Source organism: Aggregatilinea sp. (assembly GCF_036822615.1).
Taxonomy (GTDB): domain Bacteria; phylum Chloroflexota; class Anaerolineae; order Aggregatilineales; family Aggregatilineaceae; genus Aggregatilinea.
In genome coordinates this window covers 44,135-60,195 of the sequence record NZ_DAISHJ010000013.1, presented here as the reverse complement: position 1 = coordinate 60,195, position 16,061 = coordinate 44,135, and the positions used below count along the sequence as shown (strand labels likewise).

At 64.8% G+C, this 16,061-nt stretch carries 17 protein-coding genes and 2 tRNA genes; 4 read left to right on the top strand and 15 right to left on the bottom strand.

Features of this window, described 5'->3' with window-relative positions; all coding sequences use genetic code 11:
• Positions 1-287 precede the first annotated feature (287 nt).
• The gene (locus tag V7116_RS06720; protein WP_324391124.1) at positions 288-800 is read left to right on the top strand and encodes a GNAT family N-acetyltransferase; all 513 of its coding nucleotides are present in this window, start codon (positions 288-290) and stop codon (positions 798-800) included.
• Here V7116_RS06720 and holB read toward each other — a convergent pair.
• From holB to V7116_RS06690, 6 genes are all read right to left on the bottom strand, one after another.
• A complete protein-coding gene (gene holB / locus V7116_RS06715) occupies positions 797-1,804 on the bottom strand; it encodes a DNA polymerase III subunit delta' (RefSeq protein WP_324391123.1) in 1,008 nt (335 codons plus the stop codon). The genes V7116_RS06720 and holB overlap by 4 nt on opposite strands.
• 1 nt (position 1,805) lies before the next feature.
• Positions 1,806-3,143 carry a M23 family metallopeptidase gene (locus tag V7116_RS06710; RefSeq protein WP_324391122.1) on the bottom strand — a complete coding sequence of 446 codons (1,338 nt, stop codon included), beginning with the start codon at positions 3,141-3,143 and terminating at the stop codon, positions 1,806-1,808.
• A gap of 43 nt (positions 3,144-3,186) precedes the next feature.
• Complete coding sequence (locus tag V7116_RS06705; RefSeq protein WP_324391121.1) at positions 3,187-3,315, bottom strand: hypothetical protein; 129 nt, start codon at positions 3,313-3,315, stop codon at positions 3,187-3,189.
• A gap of 14 nt (positions 3,316-3,329) precedes the next feature.
• A complete protein-coding gene (locus V7116_RS06700) occupies positions 3,330-5,774 on the bottom strand; it encodes a hypothetical protein (protein WP_324391120.1) in 2,445 nt (814 codons plus the stop codon).
• A 172-nt stretch (positions 5,775-5,946) separates the two neighbouring features.
• On the bottom strand, positions 5,947-6,588 hold the full coding sequence (locus V7116_RS06695) for an HD domain-containing protein (RefSeq protein ID WP_324391119.1): 642 nt from the start codon (positions 6,586-6,588) through the stop codon (positions 5,947-5,949).
• 73 nt (positions 6,589-6,661) lie between these two features.
• Positions 6,662-6,754 (bottom strand) — tRNA-Ser (locus V7116_RS06690).
• 128 nt (positions 6,755-6,882) lie between these two features.
• Between V7116_RS06690 and V7116_RS06685 the strand changes: the two genes are divergently transcribed.
• The gene (locus V7116_RS06685) at positions 6,883-7,170 is read left to right on the top strand and encodes a type II toxin-antitoxin system Phd/YefM family antitoxin (RefSeq protein ID WP_324391118.1); all 288 of its coding nucleotides are present in this window, start codon (positions 6,883-6,885) and stop codon (positions 7,168-7,170) included.
• Positions 7,163-7,441, top strand: coding sequence for a type II toxin-antitoxin system RelE family toxin (locus V7116_RS06680; protein ID WP_324391117.1), 279 nt, complete (start codon positions 7,163-7,165; stop codon positions 7,439-7,441). The genes V7116_RS06685 and V7116_RS06680 overlap by 8 nt, the downstream gene beginning before the upstream one ends.
• 135 nt (positions 7,442-7,576) lie before the next feature.
• On the opposite strand, the gene V7116_RS06675 is transcribed toward V7116_RS06680, so the two are convergent.
• From V7116_RS06675 to V7116_RS06640, 8 genes are all read right to left on the bottom strand, one after another.
• Positions 7,577-8,326 carry a M23 family metallopeptidase gene (locus tag V7116_RS06675; RefSeq protein ID WP_324391116.1) on the bottom strand — a complete coding sequence of 250 codons (750 nt, stop codon included), beginning with the start codon at positions 8,324-8,326 and terminating at the stop codon, positions 7,577-7,579.
• A 25-nt stretch (positions 8,327-8,351) separates the two neighbouring features.
• Positions 8,352-8,681, bottom strand: a complete 330-nt coding sequence (locus V7116_RS06670; protein ID WP_324391115.1) for a glutaredoxin family protein — start codon at positions 8,679-8,681, stop codon at positions 8,352-8,354.
• Positions 8,682-8,746: 65 nt separating this feature from the next.
• Positions 8,747-9,964: an N-acetylmuramoyl-L-alanine amidase gene (locus tag V7116_RS06665; protein ID WP_324391114.1), complete on the bottom strand. Its 1,218-nt coding sequence runs from the start codon at positions 9,962-9,964 to the stop codon at positions 8,747-8,749.
• A gap of 314 nt (positions 9,965-10,278) precedes the next feature.
• The gene (locus V7116_RS06660; protein ID WP_324391113.1) at positions 10,279-11,250 is read right to left on the bottom strand and encodes a hydroxyacid dehydrogenase; all 972 of its coding nucleotides are present in this window, start codon (positions 11,248-11,250) and stop codon (positions 10,279-10,281) included.
• A 7-nt stretch (positions 11,251-11,257) separates the two neighbouring features.
• Positions 11,258-12,355: a pyridoxal-phosphate-dependent aminotransferase family protein gene (locus V7116_RS06655; protein WP_324391112.1), complete on the bottom strand. Its 1,098-nt coding sequence runs from the start codon at positions 12,353-12,355 to the stop codon at positions 11,258-11,260.
• 115 nt (positions 12,356-12,470) lie between these two features.
• Entirely contained in the window at positions 12,471-13,538 is a 1,068-nt protein-coding gene (locus V7116_RS06650; RefSeq protein ID WP_324391111.1) for a bifunctional phosphoglucose/phosphomannose isomerase, read from the bottom strand.
• A gap of 250 nt (positions 13,539-13,788) precedes the next feature.
• Complete coding sequence (locus tag V7116_RS06645; protein WP_324391110.1) at positions 13,789-14,079, bottom strand: hypothetical protein; 291 nt, start codon at positions 14,077-14,079, stop codon at positions 13,789-13,791.
• Positions 14,080-14,097: 18 nt separating this feature from the next.
• Positions 14,098-14,784, bottom strand: coding sequence for a hypothetical protein (locus V7116_RS06640; protein WP_324391109.1), 687 nt, complete (start codon positions 14,782-14,784; stop codon positions 14,098-14,100).
• 230 nt (positions 14,785-15,014) lie between these two features.
• Between V7116_RS06640 and V7116_RS06635 the strand changes: the two genes are divergently transcribed.
• Positions 15,015-15,680: a DUF47 domain-containing protein gene (locus V7116_RS06635; protein WP_324391108.1), complete on the top strand. Its 666-nt coding sequence runs from the start codon at positions 15,015-15,017 to the stop codon at positions 15,678-15,680.
• A 79-nt stretch (positions 15,681-15,759) separates the two neighbouring features.
• On the opposite strand, the gene V7116_RS06630 is transcribed toward V7116_RS06635, so the two are convergent.
• Positions 15,760-15,832, bottom strand: a tRNA-Arg gene (locus V7116_RS06630).
• Between the last annotated feature and the right edge of the window lie 229 nt (positions 15,833-16,061).

The window sequence follows — 16,061 nt, the reverse complement described above, 5'->3', positions numbered from 1 at the left end:
CAACAGGCGGTGTCTACGGCAGAATCACAACCCCGGCAGGGTGATTCTGGAAATAGAGCAGAGATGTGGTGTATGACTCTTTTCGTGCTGCCAGATGTGGGCGTGCAGATCGAGCCTCAAAAGATCTTCGGCTCGCTTATCGACATACGAACAGGCTCTACGACTACGACTACTATTTATTCTTCTTTTCATCCACAAGAAAAAGCTTCTTAGAATCAGGATACCTGTGCACAACAAAAACGCAGCGCGATACCTGAAAAGTCAGGTCCTTAAAAAGCGAGGTCAGGATGAATCCGCCACAGCACCCATCGTTCGAATTGGTTCCGGTCGATGAAACGCAGCTTGAACCACTGTTAGCCCTGTATCGGCAGTGCGAAGATTTTCTCGCGCTCGGACCGCAGCCGCACGCTTCCGCCGCGATGGTCGAACAGGACCTGCGCCTGTCACACGACGCCGGAGGCGTGTTCCGGGGCATCTATGACGCGGAAGGGCGGCTCACGGGCGTGCTGGATGTCATTCCGGCGGGCTTCGAGGGCGATCCGGCGGTGGCGTTCATCGAGCTGTTGATGATTGGCTCACCGTATCGCGGGCGCGGCCTGGGGGAAGCCGTGCTGGGCGCGGCGGAGTCGGAAATCCGCGCGAATCCGGCGATCCGCGAAATACAGTTGGGCGTGCAGGTGAACAATCCCGGTGCGCTGCGTTTCTGGGGGCGGATGGGCTACGTCGTGATAGGCGAGCCGGAGGATCTGCCGGACGGCACGACCGCCGTGCGCCTGAGCAAACGGATCGACGGGGGTTAGAGCGTGGGGTAGTCCAGCATCAGCACTTCGAGCGCCAGCCGCGTATTGCCGTTCTGCCCCAGCGCAACGATGGTGTGGCAGGTAGCGTCCAGTGCCTGATACGCGGCGTCCGGCCCAACCGCCTTCGCCAGCACGCTCAACCGCTCGGCATGGTCGTAGTTGGTGATCGGGGCGCTGCTGCCGTTCGCCAGCAGCAGCACGTCGCGCCAGTAGCCCTGCCACACGTCCAGCAGGGGCAGCAGCTCGCCTTTATCGCCCGGCAGGGCCTCGACGAGCTTGAAGCGTTCTCTACGCTTGCCCTGGAGCGCCTGCTCCAGCCACTCGACGGCCTGCTGGCGCATTTCCATCTCGGCGGGGTCTTGCAGCGCGGCGATCGCCCATCCGATGCGCCCGCCGGAGAGCCGCGCCAGCATCTCGGCCTGTTCCGGCGTCGCGCCGTACTGATCCAGCAGCGCGTCGCGCACGGTTTGCAGCGGCAGCGGGCGCAGGTGGATCGGCTGGCAGCGCGAGATGATCGTGGGCAGCAGCGCGTCGGCGGAATCGGCGGTGAGGATGATCACCACGTCGCGCGTGGGTTCCTCCAGTGTCTTCAGCAGGGCGTTGGCGGCGGCGGGATTGGCCTCGTGGAAGCGCCGCAGGATTGCGACGCGGTAGCGGGCCTCGTAGGGCCTCAGAGACAGCACCTGCTGCAGCTCGCGGACCTGCTCGATCTTCAACACGCTGCCCTTTTCGCCGGAGTCGATGATCGTCAGGTCGGGATGGCTCCCCCGCGCGATCAACCGGCACGCACGGCACTCGCCGCACGGCGCGTTTTCTCCGGTGCACACCAGCGCCGAGGCGAAGGAGCGCGCCAGCGTCGTTTTTCCGATATGCCCCGGCCCCGTGATCAGGTAGGCGTGGCGCATCCGGTTGTGCTTCAGCGCGCGGTCGAGATGCTCGATCGCCCACTCGTGCCCGATGACCGGCCACTGCTGTCTCACGGAAGCCAGGGTTGAGTCGCTCATGCTAGAAGCCTACGTAGTCCTGCGGATTGCGCGGGTTAAAGTTCGCGTCGCGGACCTCGAAGTGCAGGTGCGGCCCGCTGCTGTTCCCGGTGCTGCCGACCTGCCCGATCTGCTGCCCCGCGCCGACGTCCTGGCCGCAGCGCACGTTGTAGCTGTTCAGGTGGGCGTAGACGGTGAAGGCCATGCCGTGCGCGACCACGACCACGTTGCCGTAGCCGTAGCTGCTCCACCCGGCATACACCACCGTGCCCGCGCCTGCCGCGCCGACCGGCGTCCCGGTGCCCATCGACGGCGAGAGGTCCACGCCTTCGTGCACGCCGGGGATGAAGCTCTGCATCCAGGTATAGCCGCCGCTGAGCGGGTTGCTTACGGGCAGGGTGCCGCCGCTGATGTTGGCCGTGCAGCCCCACAGCGAGTACGAGCCGCTGACGCTGCCCGAACTGCCCGCGCCCGCGTTGCTGGTATTGGCCGCCAGCAGATTCATCTGCTCGCCCTTCGCGCCGGGGATCACGACCTTCATGCCCGGCGTCAGTAGCGTGTCCTCGCTCGATCCGAACAGACTGAACGAGTCCGTGTTGTTGTACTCGGAATCGATGATCTGGTACGGATCGACGTTGTACTTTTCGGCCAGCTGGCCGATGGTCATGTTTTCGGTGACTTCGTAATACACGCCGTCCGTCGGCATGATGTTGATCTGCACGCCGGGGCGCATCGGGTTGATCGAGTTGCGGGTGTTGGACCAGATCAGCGTGTAGAAGTCGTTGAGGCCGAACTTCGCCGCGACGCTTTCCAGCGTGTCGCCCTGCTGCACGGTGTACTGGATCACTTCCGAGCGCTCGTGCTGCGACTGGATGGTGAACGGCGCGTTATCGCGGGGAATGTACGCGACCGGCTGCTGCGGCGCGGGGGTGAGCAGCGCGGCAGCGATCTCGTCAGCGGCAGCGGTGGGAAATATGTGCGGTGCGGCGGCTTGCGCGGCGGGGACCGTCGCGTCTGCTTCCGGCGCGTCCGGTATCAGCGTGGGTGCGGTAGTGTCCGTCGCAGTCGGCCCGGCCACCTGCGCGACCGGCTGCCCGGTCGGCTCAACAGGCGTCGTATCGTCGCCGCCCGTCAGCCACAGCACCGTCGCGGCCATCGTCAGCCCCAGCGCCCCCAGCAGCATCAGCGCCCCGATGATCTGCTGGGCGCGGCTGCTGCGGCGCGGTTCCTGGCGTACGATCCTTGACGGGCTGGTATCCCCTTCGCTGAGGGGCGGCTCTTCGTTTCGTAACCGCTCGTCCAGATTTACCGGCTCGTGCGGATTGGTATCCTCGAGCGAAATCTCGGGTTCGTCAATCATTTTTGTGTAGCTCCATCATCCGTACGTAACAATACCCCCCAGTTCACCGCGCGGGATCGTACCGCAGCGGCACGGATCGCGCAATCGGGGTCGGCATGGCGCAGGCTCCCGGTTCCTCGGACCACAAAAACACGCCCCGGCGGATCGTCTGCCAGGGCGTGTGTGTCACCAAAAACCATGTGATCGTTACTGCATGCTCCAGCCGTCGCCCAGAACGACGGCGCTGCCATCCGGCATCGGCAGGATCAGCCGCCCGTCCGCGTCGGTCGACGTCTCCGCCGTGTAGCCCTGTTCGGCGGCGGTGCCCCAGCCCAGGCGATCGCGGACGCCCTCCTGCCCGGACCAGATCGCCCCGAAGCCCCGCTGCGGCACGACGAGGCCGTCCGGCGCGGTCTCGGTGACGGTTTCCGCGTCGCCGTCCTGCCAGTTATCGTGATAGATCCCGTACGTGCCGTCCTCGTAGAGCACGTAGATCGTCTGCGACTCGCTCAGCCAGACCATGACGCCGTGCTCGAAGGGCTGGAAGGCCATGGTGTTCGTTGCTGCGGGCGTGGTTTCGCGCGTCGGCGCGCTCACCGTGACCGCGCTGACCGGCCCGGTGCTGCCGTCGCCGTAGGTCGCCAGGACGAACCGCGCGCCCTGACCGCCGGACAGCGTGACGTCCAGCTCGCTGCTGGGAGCCAGATCGTCGTAGACCTGGCCGGTGCGCCCCGAGGGCAGAATTTCGGTGATCGACGCTGTGGCGGCAGTCGTGTTCCACGACAGGCGGATGCTGTCGCCGCGCTGCCCCTGTGCCGGGTCGGCGGTGAAGCTGTTAATCGTGATGCCCGTGACTGGCGGCTCGACCGGCAGCCACAGCAGGCGCTCCGCCAGGGTGCTGTCGTCGGTCAGGTTCACCAGCCGTATCCGCAGCGTGATCACGTCCGCGTTGCCGGGATCGACCGGCGCGACGGTTCCCTGACCGCTGGACGGCACGATCGGGTCGGGGCGCGGCAGTTCGATGTTAGCCACCGATCCGTCCGGCAGTAGCTGTTCGAAGACGAGGTTGGTCCCCTCGGTCTGGTGATCGACCTGCCACGCGACGGCGACGCGTGCGGTGCCGTCGGCAAGCTGGCTGCGCTGCACGCTCAGGTCGTTGGTGTCGAAGCGGCTCACAACCGGTTGCACCGTGCTTTGATCGACTGGAACCGTGACGTCGCTCTGGGTATAGGCGCTGCCGCTGGCCGTGTCGATTAGGCTCAGGCGCAGCGTGATCTCGGTGGCGTCGCCTTCTGGCAGGACGGGCGCAACCTGTCCCGCGCCCGCCGTGGGCACGTCGGGATTGTCGCGCGGCAGTTCGATGTTCACCGTCGATCCGTCCGCCATGACCTGCTCGAACTTGAGGTTGCTGCCATCGGGCCGGTTATCCACCTGCCAGTACACTTGCACGCGCGCCGTGCCGTCGAGCAGTTCGCTCGCGTCCACGGACGCGTCGGACGCGGTGAACGACACGATCTGCGGCTCGCCCAGCGGCTCGTCCGTGACCGGGATCACGAGATCCTTCTGGGTGTACGTCTCGCCCGACGCCAGATCGATCAGACGCAGGCGCAGCGTGATTTCCGGCGCGTTGCCACCGGGCGCGATCGGCGCGACGACGCCGGTCCCCGACGACGGCACGGTCAGGTCGCCGCGCGGCAGCTCGATGTTGACCGTATCGCCGTCCGGCATGACCTGTTCGAACAGGAGGTTGCTGTTGGATGGACGGCTGAACACGTCCCACGCGACCGCGACGCGCGCGCTGCGGTTCGCCAGCGAGTCGGCGTTGACGGCGGGCGCGGTGGTGGTGAACGCCGTGATTTCGGGCGGGGCGGGTGTGCCGATCGCGTACACGATCTCGCGCTGGTCATACACGCGCCCCGTCACCAGATCGACCAGCCGCGCGCGCAGCGTGAAGCTGGTTGCGTCGCTGCCGGGCGCGATGGGCGCAAGCTCGCCGGAGCCGCTGTCGGGCAGCCAGGGGTCGTCGCGCGGCAGCTCGATATTGACCGCGCTGCCGTTGGGCAGCACCTGCTCGAAGACGAGATTGGCCGTCGCGGGGCGGTTGGCCGTGGACCACTCGATCGGCGTGCGCGCCGCGCCGCCCTGCAAATTCTCCAGGGTCGGCTCGACGCCGTAGCTGTTGAAAGCCGTGATCGCCGGACGGTCGAGATTTTCCCCGCCCGCGTCGCCGGTGTCGCTGATCGGCAGCACGATCGTCTGTTCGTCGTAGACCTCGCCCGTGAGCACGTTGCGCAGTTGAATCCGCAGCGTGATCTCGGTCGCATCGTCGGCGGGCAGGATCGGCGCGGCAACGCCCGATCCGCTGTCGGGAACCCACGGCGTCTCGCGCGGGATCTCGGCATCGATCACGTCGCCGTTGGGCAGGATCTGGTCGAAGGCCAGGTTAGCGACCCGCGTGCGGCCCTCGGTCGCCCAGGCGATGGGCACGCGCGCCGTGCGCGCTTCGAGCGCGGCGCGGCTGACGTCGGTCGCCGTGGTGGTGAACGCCGTGATCGCCGGTGTGACGGCCTGGACGGGCGGCGCGGCCAGCGCGCTCAATGGCCCGGCCATCAACGCTGCGGCCAGAATCAGGACTCCTAGAAGTCGTTTCATCGTTACCCCTCATTGTGTCCGCCTGCGCGCTGTGCCGGACCGGTCCGGCGGCGCGGCAGGTGCAAGGCGTGATCGCATCACAGCAAAATGTGCTTTCTCTTACTATTATGCGCGATCTTGCCGGGGAATGGTCAACGGCTTCGCTGCGTTTGTCCTGTTCCTGTCGGTGTGATCAGGCCCGGCCCTCGATTTCGGCCCGCAGCCGGTCGAAGTACTCCACCATGATGGCGTGGCGTTCCTGCGCGATGGCGCGCCCGGTGGCGGTCGTCAGGCGGTCCTGAATTTTGGAGAGCTTATAGACGAATTCGTGGTACGCGGTGTGATCCGGCCCGTTTCCGGCGTAGCCTTCGGGCACTTCGCCCCACAGCTTTTGGCCCATCATACCGCCGTAGGCGTAGGCGCGCGCGATGCCGATCGCGCCGATGGCGTCCAGCTTGTCCGCGTCGAACACGGTTTTGGCCTCGATCGTCTGCGGATCGATGCTGTTGCGGAAGCGGTGCGCGGCGATGCAGTGCGCCACCGCTTCGATGAACTCGTCCGAGGGCGGCGGGTCCTGCCGGGCGAGGATCTGTCGGGCGGCGTCGGCGGCCAGCAGCGCGTGATCGCCCACTTCGGCATCGCCTGCCGCGTGGCCTTGATCCTCGTCGGCGCGGTGGATGTCGTGCAGCAGCACGGCGGTCTCCACCACGTCCGGATCCGCGCCTTCCGCCTGCCCGATGCGGCGGGCCAGCGCCAGCACGCGCAGCACGTGGTCGAAGTCGTGGATCGGGTCACTGCCTTCGTAGAGCGGACGCGCAAACTCGACGGTGATCATGGAGCCTCCTGAGGGTGGGAACGGAACCAAAAACGGCAGACGTGAATGATCGCCTGCCGTTTCGGATGAATTCTGGCGGAGAGGGTGGGATTTGAACCCACGGAGCGGAGTTACCGCTCACGCGCTCTCCAGGCGCGCGCATTAGGCCAGACTATGCTACCTCTCCGGGTGACTATAAAGTTGGCGCAATTATAGCGGCGCGGCGGGAGGGGGTCAATAGCGATCCCGCATGCCATCATGCCGGAAATTGTGGTACATTATGTACATAATGTACCGTTAGTGGAGGGCGGAACGATGACCACCGAAACGATCAGCAGCCGGGATGCGCGCAGCAAGTGGCGTGACGTGCTCGATAAAGTGTTTTCACGGACTGCCGACGTGGTGATCGAGCGCAACGGCCAGCCGGTCGCCGTGCTGATTCCCGTCGAGGATTATGAGGCGCTGCAAGGCGAGCTTGACGATCTGCGCGCTGCGCGTCAGGCCGGGGTGCTCTACGAGGAATGGCGGCGCGACCCGTCCACTGCGCGGCCTTTGGAAGACATCGAAGCTGATCTGCGTGCGAAGGGCCTGCTGGATGAGTGAGCCGGACCGAGAATGGCAGATCGTCGTTCATCGCCGGGCGGAAAAAGTCCTGGGGCGGCTGCCGAAAGACGTGCTCCAACGCCTGATGGCCGCGATCCGCGATCTGGCCCGTGACCCTCGGCCCGACGGCTGCAAGAAACTGTCCGGCTACGACAACCTGTACCGCGTGCGCGTAGGCGACTGGCGCATCTCGTACGCAGTCGAGGACGTCGAGTTGGTTGTCTTGGTGTTGGAGGTCGCGCCGCGCGGCGGGGCATATCGGAACCTGTGAGAAGGGTGTAGCGACGTTATAGAAACCTAGATGTGAAACCCGCCTCTACAAAATCGTGTGGGGGAGTTTGCTCCCCTCTCCAACTTGATTGGAGAGGGGCCGGGGGTGAGGTCGCGGTGATGATCCGATGCGCCGCTACTTCGCACACGTAATCGGGCGATCCGGCTTGCCGTCGATGCTCAGGTGGAGGCCGAAGTACGGCGACGGATCGAGCGTGTTGTTCACGTCCGCCTCGTTCATGAACGACCCGTCCAGCTCGCTTTTGACGATGCTCAGGTGCACGTGCAGCCCGACCGGGGCCAGCGCGTTGCCCGAATAGTCGCCCTGGTATCCCAGCAGCGTCCCCTGCTCGACCCAAACCTCGCTCGCGCCGGGCGGGAAGGCCTCGTCCACGAACGACGTCTCGCCGTCCTCTGACGCCATGTGCGTGTAGTAGGTCCAGATCGTGTCGCCGGGATGCAGCGGATCGTCATGGCGGATGATCACCGTCGATTTCCACTCCGGCAGGCGCGTGAGATACCCCTCGTACACGGCATACACCGGGACTTCGCCCAGGTCGCCGTCTCCGAAGATGTCGATCCCGCTGTGACGGTGCAGCACGGTGTAGGGGCCGTCGGGATCGCGCCACAGCAGACCGATGAAACCCTCCGATGGCAGCAAGAACGGCGCGTCGGAGCACTGCTCGCGCGTCGTGATCAGGTGGGCGCGATCGCCGGGGTTATTGAACCATTCCCCGATGTACACGCCGCTGTTGCTCTGCGTGTTGCCGTAGAGCTTCAGCGCCACGTATCCGGTGGCCAGCACCGCGAGCGCGCCAAGTCCTGCCAGAATGCCTTTTTGCCACCAGGCTAGCCGCCACAGGCGGGTCAGAAATCGTTTCAGCATCAGTGCGGTTGGGGTGCGCCCGGCGCTATTTCAGGAACCCGTGCTTGCGCAGCCAGTTTTCCAGCGGGATCTCGCCCGGTTCGGTGATCATGCTGCCCCGATCCACGTTGCGCGGACTTTCGCCCGCCGCCAGCGGCGCGGGATCTTCGTAGGGCAGGTCCTCGCCGGGGCGCGCCACGATGATGGTGGGCACGGACAGGAAGCCGGTCCAGTCCAGCACGCGCTGCTTGGCGACCGGATCCTGGTCGATCAGCATTTCACGGTAGGGGATATTCTCGCGCTCGAACACCCGCTTGGCCCGGCGGACGTAGGGGCACGGCGAAAAACGGCTGTACATCACGATCTCGTAGTCCATCTGGTTGGCGTCTCCACCCTGCGAATGAGTACCGGAATCACAGTAAAGAACGGCGCGGATCGCGGCTACTGCGCGGGCGCGTCGGGGGTAACTTCAGTGACCGTCGTGTAAATGTCGGGCCGCAAGAAGCAGCGAATGCCGTTGGCGATGCCCTGTGCCAGCAGATCCTGCTGCTGGGTGAGCATAGCGCGGTCGTTGCGCAAAAAGCCCAGTTCGATGATCGCCACGGGCGTATCGGCGGACACCTCGCTGAAGGTGTGATATTCGGTCATGTCCACCGTGACGCCGAAGTGACGCGGCAGCCCGGTCGTCGCGCCGTACTGCTCGATCATGCAGTTCAGCAAGCGCTCGTCTTCGCCGCGCGTCGTCCCGCGTGATGCCGCTGACGCCACGATGTAGCCCGTCGCTTCGGGGCCGTAATCCTGGCAGTCGTTGCTGTGAATCGAAAGCAGCACGTCGGCGCGGTAATTTTCCAGCTTGTCGTCGAACTCGCCCATCAGCTCGACCGAATAACCGTCGCGCTGCAGCGCGGCCAGCACTCGCCCCGCGACCGCCTGGTTGACGCTCAGCTCGGTCAGGCCGTCGTCACACACCGCCCCGGGGTCGAGGTTCTGGCTGGGATCCTGGGGCTTGCCGCTGTGCCCCGCCACGATCCCGATCTTGACGGCGTGCGCGCTGGTCGGCAGCGGCGTGGGCTGGATGTTGATCAGGCGCTGCGTGGCCTGGACCCGGTTCAGCCCGGCGCGGAACTCGTCCGAAAAGAACGTGGGGCTGGTCCACAACGAAAACAGCGTCGAGACGAGCACGGCGGCCACCGCGACCGTCAGCAGTGAGCTAAACGTGCTGATGATCATGCGCGGCCTGCTGAGCACGGGCTGGCGGCGGCGTTTCGAGCGCTCGCCGCGCCGCGCTGCCAGCGCCGCGTCGATCTCGTCGCCGTCGTCCTCGCCCTCATCCTCGTCCAGGTCGTCTTCGTCGTCCAGCAGTTCGGGATCGTCGTCGAAGACCTCGATCTCGTCGCCGTCGTCCTCGTCATCGAGGTCAACCGGCTCCTCCGATCTGGTCGGCGCTTCCGGCTGGACCAGCTCACCGTTGTTGAACGTCTGGACGCGGAACCCGTCCGCCTGCATGGCGCGCCGGTTGCGGGCGGCGTCTCGCGCGGACGGCGGTTTTGCCTCGTCGTAAGCGTCTCTGGGCGCGATGGCTCGCGGTGGCCGGGGCGGCGTCTTGGGTTCTTCCGGCTCATCCGGTGGGTTGCGAAACAGGTCGAAGTTGTCGCTCATGGGTGTGCGGCTGCACCGCTTCTTGAGTGAATTGGGATGCGTCCATCTTACCGCACTCGGACGGAAACGGAAACTGGCACGAAAAAGGGCGAGCCTCATCGACCCGCCCTCTGCCGTCTCTCGCGTGAGACAGGGTTTGCTAGAAGTTGCCATAAACGTTTCAGTGGCAAGCATGGACCTGTTTTCGCCCGATCCAATAGGGGCGATGCTTGCATCGCCCCTCGACAGTCCGTCGAAAACATGTTTTTCTCCCCTCTCCAATCAAGTTGGAGAGGGGCCGGGGGTGAGGTCGCGGTTGTTTGTCGCCGCCGGTCCTACAGCGTATCGAACACGCCGCGGTTGCGCACGTTGTCGAAGCGATCGTTGAACAGCGCGTTCACGATCTGCTGCGCGGCCTGCTCTGCGACGGCTTCCTGCGCCTCGACCGTGCTGGCTCCCAGGTGCGGCGTGTAGATCACGGTCGGCAGGCCCAGCAGCGGGTTATCCGCCGTGGGCGGTTCCGTGTCGTACACGTCCAGCGCCGCGCCCGCGACCTTGCCGCTCTTGAGCGCCTCGGCCAGATCCGCCGCGTTGATCAGCTTGCCGCGCGCCGCGTTGATGATCCGCACGCCGTCTTTCATCTTGGCGATGTTTTCGGCGTTGATCAGGCCGCGCGTCTCGTCGGTGACCAGCGCGTGCAGCGTGATGATGTCCGCCTCGGCGAACAGGTCATCCAGGCGCGGCACGATCGACAGGCCCAGGTGCCGCGCGACGCGCTCCGGCACGAACGGGTCGTAAGCAACTTCGGTCATGCCGAACGCCTGCGCCCGCTCGGCCACGGCGCGGCCCACGCGCCCGAAGCCGATGATGCCCAGCGTTTTGCCCGCGAGCTGCGTGCCCATGAACTTTTTGCGGTCCCATTTCCCGGCGCGCATCGACGCGTCGGCGGCGGGGATGTGCCGCGCCAGCGCCAGGATCAGCGCGAAGGTCAGTTCGGCGGTGCTGATTGTGTTGCCGTCCGGCGCGTTCATGACGACGACCCGGCGGCGCGTGCATTCGTCCAGGTCGATGTTGTCCACGCCGACGCCCGCCCGCACCACGAAGCGCAGGTTGGGCGCGTGGTCGAGCAGTTCACTATCGACCTTCGTATCGCTGCGCACGATCAGGGCGTTCGCGTTCGGCACGGCGGCCAACGTCTGCTCGCGGGTCATTTTGCCCGGCGCGTTGACTTCGACGCCCTCGGTGTTATACAGAACTTGCAGTCCCTTGTCTTCCAGACTGTCCGGTACGAGAACGATCTGAGTCATCGACGGCCTACCCTTGTTGTTGCAAATACTCGTCCATCGCGGCGAAAAGTTCTTCGAGGTCGGCGGGCTGCGTGTCACCCATGTGCGCGATGCGCAGCGCCTGACCCTTGAGCTTGCCGTAGCCGTTCGAAATCGCCATCCCGCGCGAGCGCAGGAACTTGTTCAGCGCCGCGATGTCGATCCCACGGTTGTTTGCCACGTTGGAAACGGTCGGTGAATGGTAGCCGTCTTCGGAGTACATCTCGAACCCGGCGCGGGCGGCCCAGTCGCGCGTCATTTCGGCCATGTGCGCGGTGCGGGCGAAACGCGCGTCCAGCCCTTCGGCCAGGATGTCGTCAAGCTGCTTGTCGGCGGCAAACATCAGCGAAACCGGCGGCGTCGCGGGCGTATTGTTCTTGCGGTGGTGCTTGTCGATTTCCAGCACGTCGAAGTAATAGCCGCGGTTCTTGACTTCCTTCGCGCGTTCCAGCACGGCGGGCGACACCGCGCCGAAGGCCATGCCCGGCGGCAGCGCGAACGCCTTTTGCGTGCTGGTCAGGCAGACGTCGATGCCCCAGGCGTCCACGTCCACTTTCGCGCCGCAGTAAATGCTCACCACGTCCACCAGGAACAGCGTGTCCGGGTAATTTTCCATGATGCGCGCGTAGTCCTCGACGGGATTGCGCACACCGGTGCTGGTCTCGTTCATCACGCACGCCACGGCATCGTACTGGCCGTGCTTCAGCGCGTCTTCAAGCTGCTCCGGCTTGACCGCCTGGCCCCACTCGACCGCGATCACGTCCACGTCCTTGCCGTTTGTCCGGCTGACGTCTGCCCAGCGCTCGCTGAACGCGCCGCAGGTCAGGTGCAGGATCTTCGCGCCCTCGCGCACCGTACAGCGTGATGCCGATTCCCAGATACCGCTGCCCGACGAGGTGTAAATATAGACCGGATTCTGCGTGTAAAACGTCTGCTGGAGTTTGCCCTGCATGCGTGCGTAGAGATCGGCGAAGTCGGTCGAGCGGTGGCCGATCATCCACTGCGACTGCGCTTCGAGAATCTCTTTCCGAACTTCGACCGGGCCGGGAATAAAAAGACGAACGTGATCGGGTTGGTTCTCGGACATTCGGGATAGCCCTCCATCTAACAGCGGCGGATAGGAACAGGCAGCGCCCAAAAACCGGCAGGAGGCTGGCTCCCGCCGGTGTTTTTCTGAACGATAACGGTGTTAAGGTGCAGGATCAGGCGCGCTCGGCCATCAAGCTTTTCAGCTCGACGATGGGCGCGATAGTCGTCGGGTCGGTTTTGGTGCCGATCGCGGCGTAGTAGCTCAGGTAGTCGCCGTACTGGATCGCGTGCAGCATCTGCGCCAGCAGCGACGATCCCTGCGGCTGGAAGCGGTCGGTCATGATGCCGTGTTCCAAAAACAGGGTGTAGGTGAGCTGGTTGCGCAGCGCCACGCGCGGGTGATCGAACTGCGGCGACGAGATGAAGACCGTGCACACGTGGCGCATCAGGTCGTCGGGATGCTCGATGCCGACCACGGCATTGTGGTTCATTTCCGGCATGGGTTCCCAACAGCCCCACACCTTCGCGTTTTCGTTGAGCTGTCCCTTCCAGCGCCGCGCGACCGGCTCGAACGCGCCGCTGCCGATGAACATCGGGATGCGGCCCATCAACTGCCCCGCGCCGCGCTTGGCCGGGTTGGTGGCGGCGGGATTTTCCGGCGCGTATTCCGGCTGGAACTCGCGCAGCAGGGCGATGCCTTCGTGCAGGTCCGTGTCCAGCGTGGGCGCGTAGCCCAGGCGGTACACGAGGCCCATCAACATGCCGAAGCTCCAGCCCAGCGCCGCGCGCGGCTGGCTCTTGTAGTCGAACTGCCACAGCGGATAGCCGTGCTTTTCGGCGTGTGCAGCCAGCTTGCCGCCCGTGGTGATGGCGAGCAGCGTCGCGCCGCGTTCCACGGCCTGTTCGACTGCCGCGAGCGTTTCTTCCGTCCCGCCCGAAAAGCTGCTGGCGATGACGAGCGTTTCCGGCCCGTTGATGTACGCGGGCAGGTCATAGCCGCGCACGACCGAAAACGGCACGGGGCTCGTCCCGGCGATCAGCGCGGCGGTCAGGTCGCCACCGATGGCCGATCCGCCCATTCCGCATACGACGATCTGGCGCGGCTGGCGGTGCGACTCAGGCAGCGGTAGTGTCGCGGCCAGCGTCCATGCCTGTTCGAGCTGGTTCGCAAAATTGTTGACGTGAAACAGCATATCGTCTTTGTCAATGTCGCGGAGGAGGTTCATATCATCGAGGTTCATGGCTTCCATCCGAATGCTTATAGCGCCCCTGTAAGGCCGGTGCGCCCATCACAAATCCACGGTAATCCTAACGCATTCCGCCGATCCTGCCAGGAAACAATGCACGATGTTGGCCTCCCGGCGCGTTTTCGCACCTCGGGCCGAAGTCGATCTGCCTAATTCGGCGGATGCTATTGTGATAAATTGCACGAACTGGGAGCATAGGCCCGTTTGCCTGTGTGGGATAGCCGCCGTTCCGGTGGCTCGAACGTTACGGGGTGCTGCGGGCCGGTGGGTAGAGCGCGTTGTACAGGCGCTGGTGTTTTTCGTAGAAACGGATGCCCGCCAGCGTGATTACGATGATCGGGCGGCTGCCGAAGCCTTTGCGCGTGTCGTACGCTTCCGTGATCAGCGGCGGATCGAGCGCACGCAGCGATTCGATCACGTTCCACGTCCCGGCGGTGGGGTAGCCGGAGGCGCTGCCGGGGATGCCGCGCAGCCCGGCGTCGTAGAGCTTGTGCAGCGTGCGCCACTGCGCTTCGGTCGGCATGAACAGCGGCATGGCCTCTCTCCTTCGTTCTTAACCGGGCGCGGGCGGGCGCAGCCGGGCCAGAATGATTGCGCTGGTCAGCGCCACCAGCAGCCACCACGCCGCCAGCAGCCAGCTCGCGTCCGTTCCGATGAGCGCCGCCATCATCTCGACCACGCTGTGCAGGAAGATCGCCGCGAACAGCCAGCCGATCTCGCCGCGCAGAAACACCTGAAGCACGATCCAGCCCAGCGCCATGTGCATGAAGATCGGCAAAAAGCTGTTGAGCGCGTCCGCGCCCGCGCCGGAAAGCAGGCTCGCCGGGTCGTCGGGACGGTCGCCGCCGCCGCCGATCATCGACAGCCCCATGCCGATCGCCACCAGCCCGTTGTAGACCGGCTGCACCAGCCCGTGTCCCAGCCCGATCATCATCGCCTGCGGTTTGGTGACCGTGCTGCGCGCGAGGTACTGGTAGCCGAACAGCCGCGCGATCTCGTGCGTCACGCCCACGCTGAGGCCGATCGCCAGCGCGCCGATGGACAGCACGCCCATCAGCCCGCGATCCAGCCCGCGAATGAGCACGGTCTGCACGATCAGCGCGCCCATCCCGGTCAGGATGCCGACCGACAGCAGCGCGTACGGCAGCGCGTGGCGGCGGTGCAGCCGCACGGCCAGCCCGAAGACGCCGGTCAGCAGCGCCGCCCCGACCAGCAGCGCGATTACGCCGTAAACGAACATGGGATCACCGCATTAAAGGATTGAATCACGCTTACCTTCCCCCATCGATCGCGCACGGGCCGCGCCGCCCGACTCCACCGCACGAGCTTATCCTGCCGCGCGGCGCGGATCAACCCCGGTGGAAAAGCGGTGGCGGAACGGTGATAGTCAAATTTTGCCAGATCGGTTAAAATAATTTTACCTTCCCGCCCACCCGCCTGACGGTTTGATACAAAAGAGGATAACTTTGCATGATTAACGTCGTACTTACGGCGGTTCGCAGTTTTCCCCAACGCGTACGGGAGCGTTTCACGCGCAGCCCGGACCGGTTCATCGTCCGCATTCAGGAGCAGTGCGTGCTGAATGTCGAGGCTGCCGGGGCGTTGATGGATTACATGAACAAGCCGAACAAGAAGAACGCGCAGCGGGTGCAGCAGCTTGAAAAGGCCGCAGACGAGATCCGGCGCATCCTGGTGGACGAACTGAACCGGACGTTCGTGACACCCATCGACCGCGAGGACATCTATTCCCTCTCGCGTGCCATCGACGATATTTTGGACGATACGTGGTTTACCATCAACGAGATGGATATTCTGAACGTCACGCCGAACAGCTTCCTGACCGAGATGGCGTCGCTGCTCAGTCGCGGCTCGGAGGAGATCAAACTGGCGATCGACCGCCTGACGCAGCACCCGAACGTCGCCAGCTCGCACGCCATCCGCGCCCGCAGCGTCAACAACGACATGGAGACGCTCTATGCGACGGCGCTGGCCGATCTGTTCAAGAAGCCCAAGGATCTCGACAGCGTGGTAACGATGCTCAAGCTGCGCGAGATCTACCGCCACCTGTTCCACGCGGCGGAGCGCATTGGGGACGCGGCGAACATCGTGGACGATATTGTCGTTAAATTCTTTTAGCGCGCGTTGAGTCTCCCCATTAAACGCCTTTAACCAAACGAAAACGGCAGCGCGCGCTGCCGTTTTTTGACTCGATCTGTACCCCCGGACGGATTTGAACCGTCGACGCCAGGTTTAGGAAACCTGCGCTCTATCCTCTGAGCTACGGGGGTGCGTGACGGTAGTTTACCACGCGCCCAGAGGCTTTTCCAGCATCCGCCGATCCGTTACTGCCGGAGCCCCATACGGCGCAGCAGGTTGCCCGCGCCGCGCTTCAGCGTCACGACCGGATCGTGGCGCAGGGCTTGCAGGCGGTAGCGCAGGGCGTCCTTGCGCGAGCCGCGCAGCAGCGCCAGCGACGCGAGGTGAAAAAGCCGGAAACCATAAATTATCGTACACTGA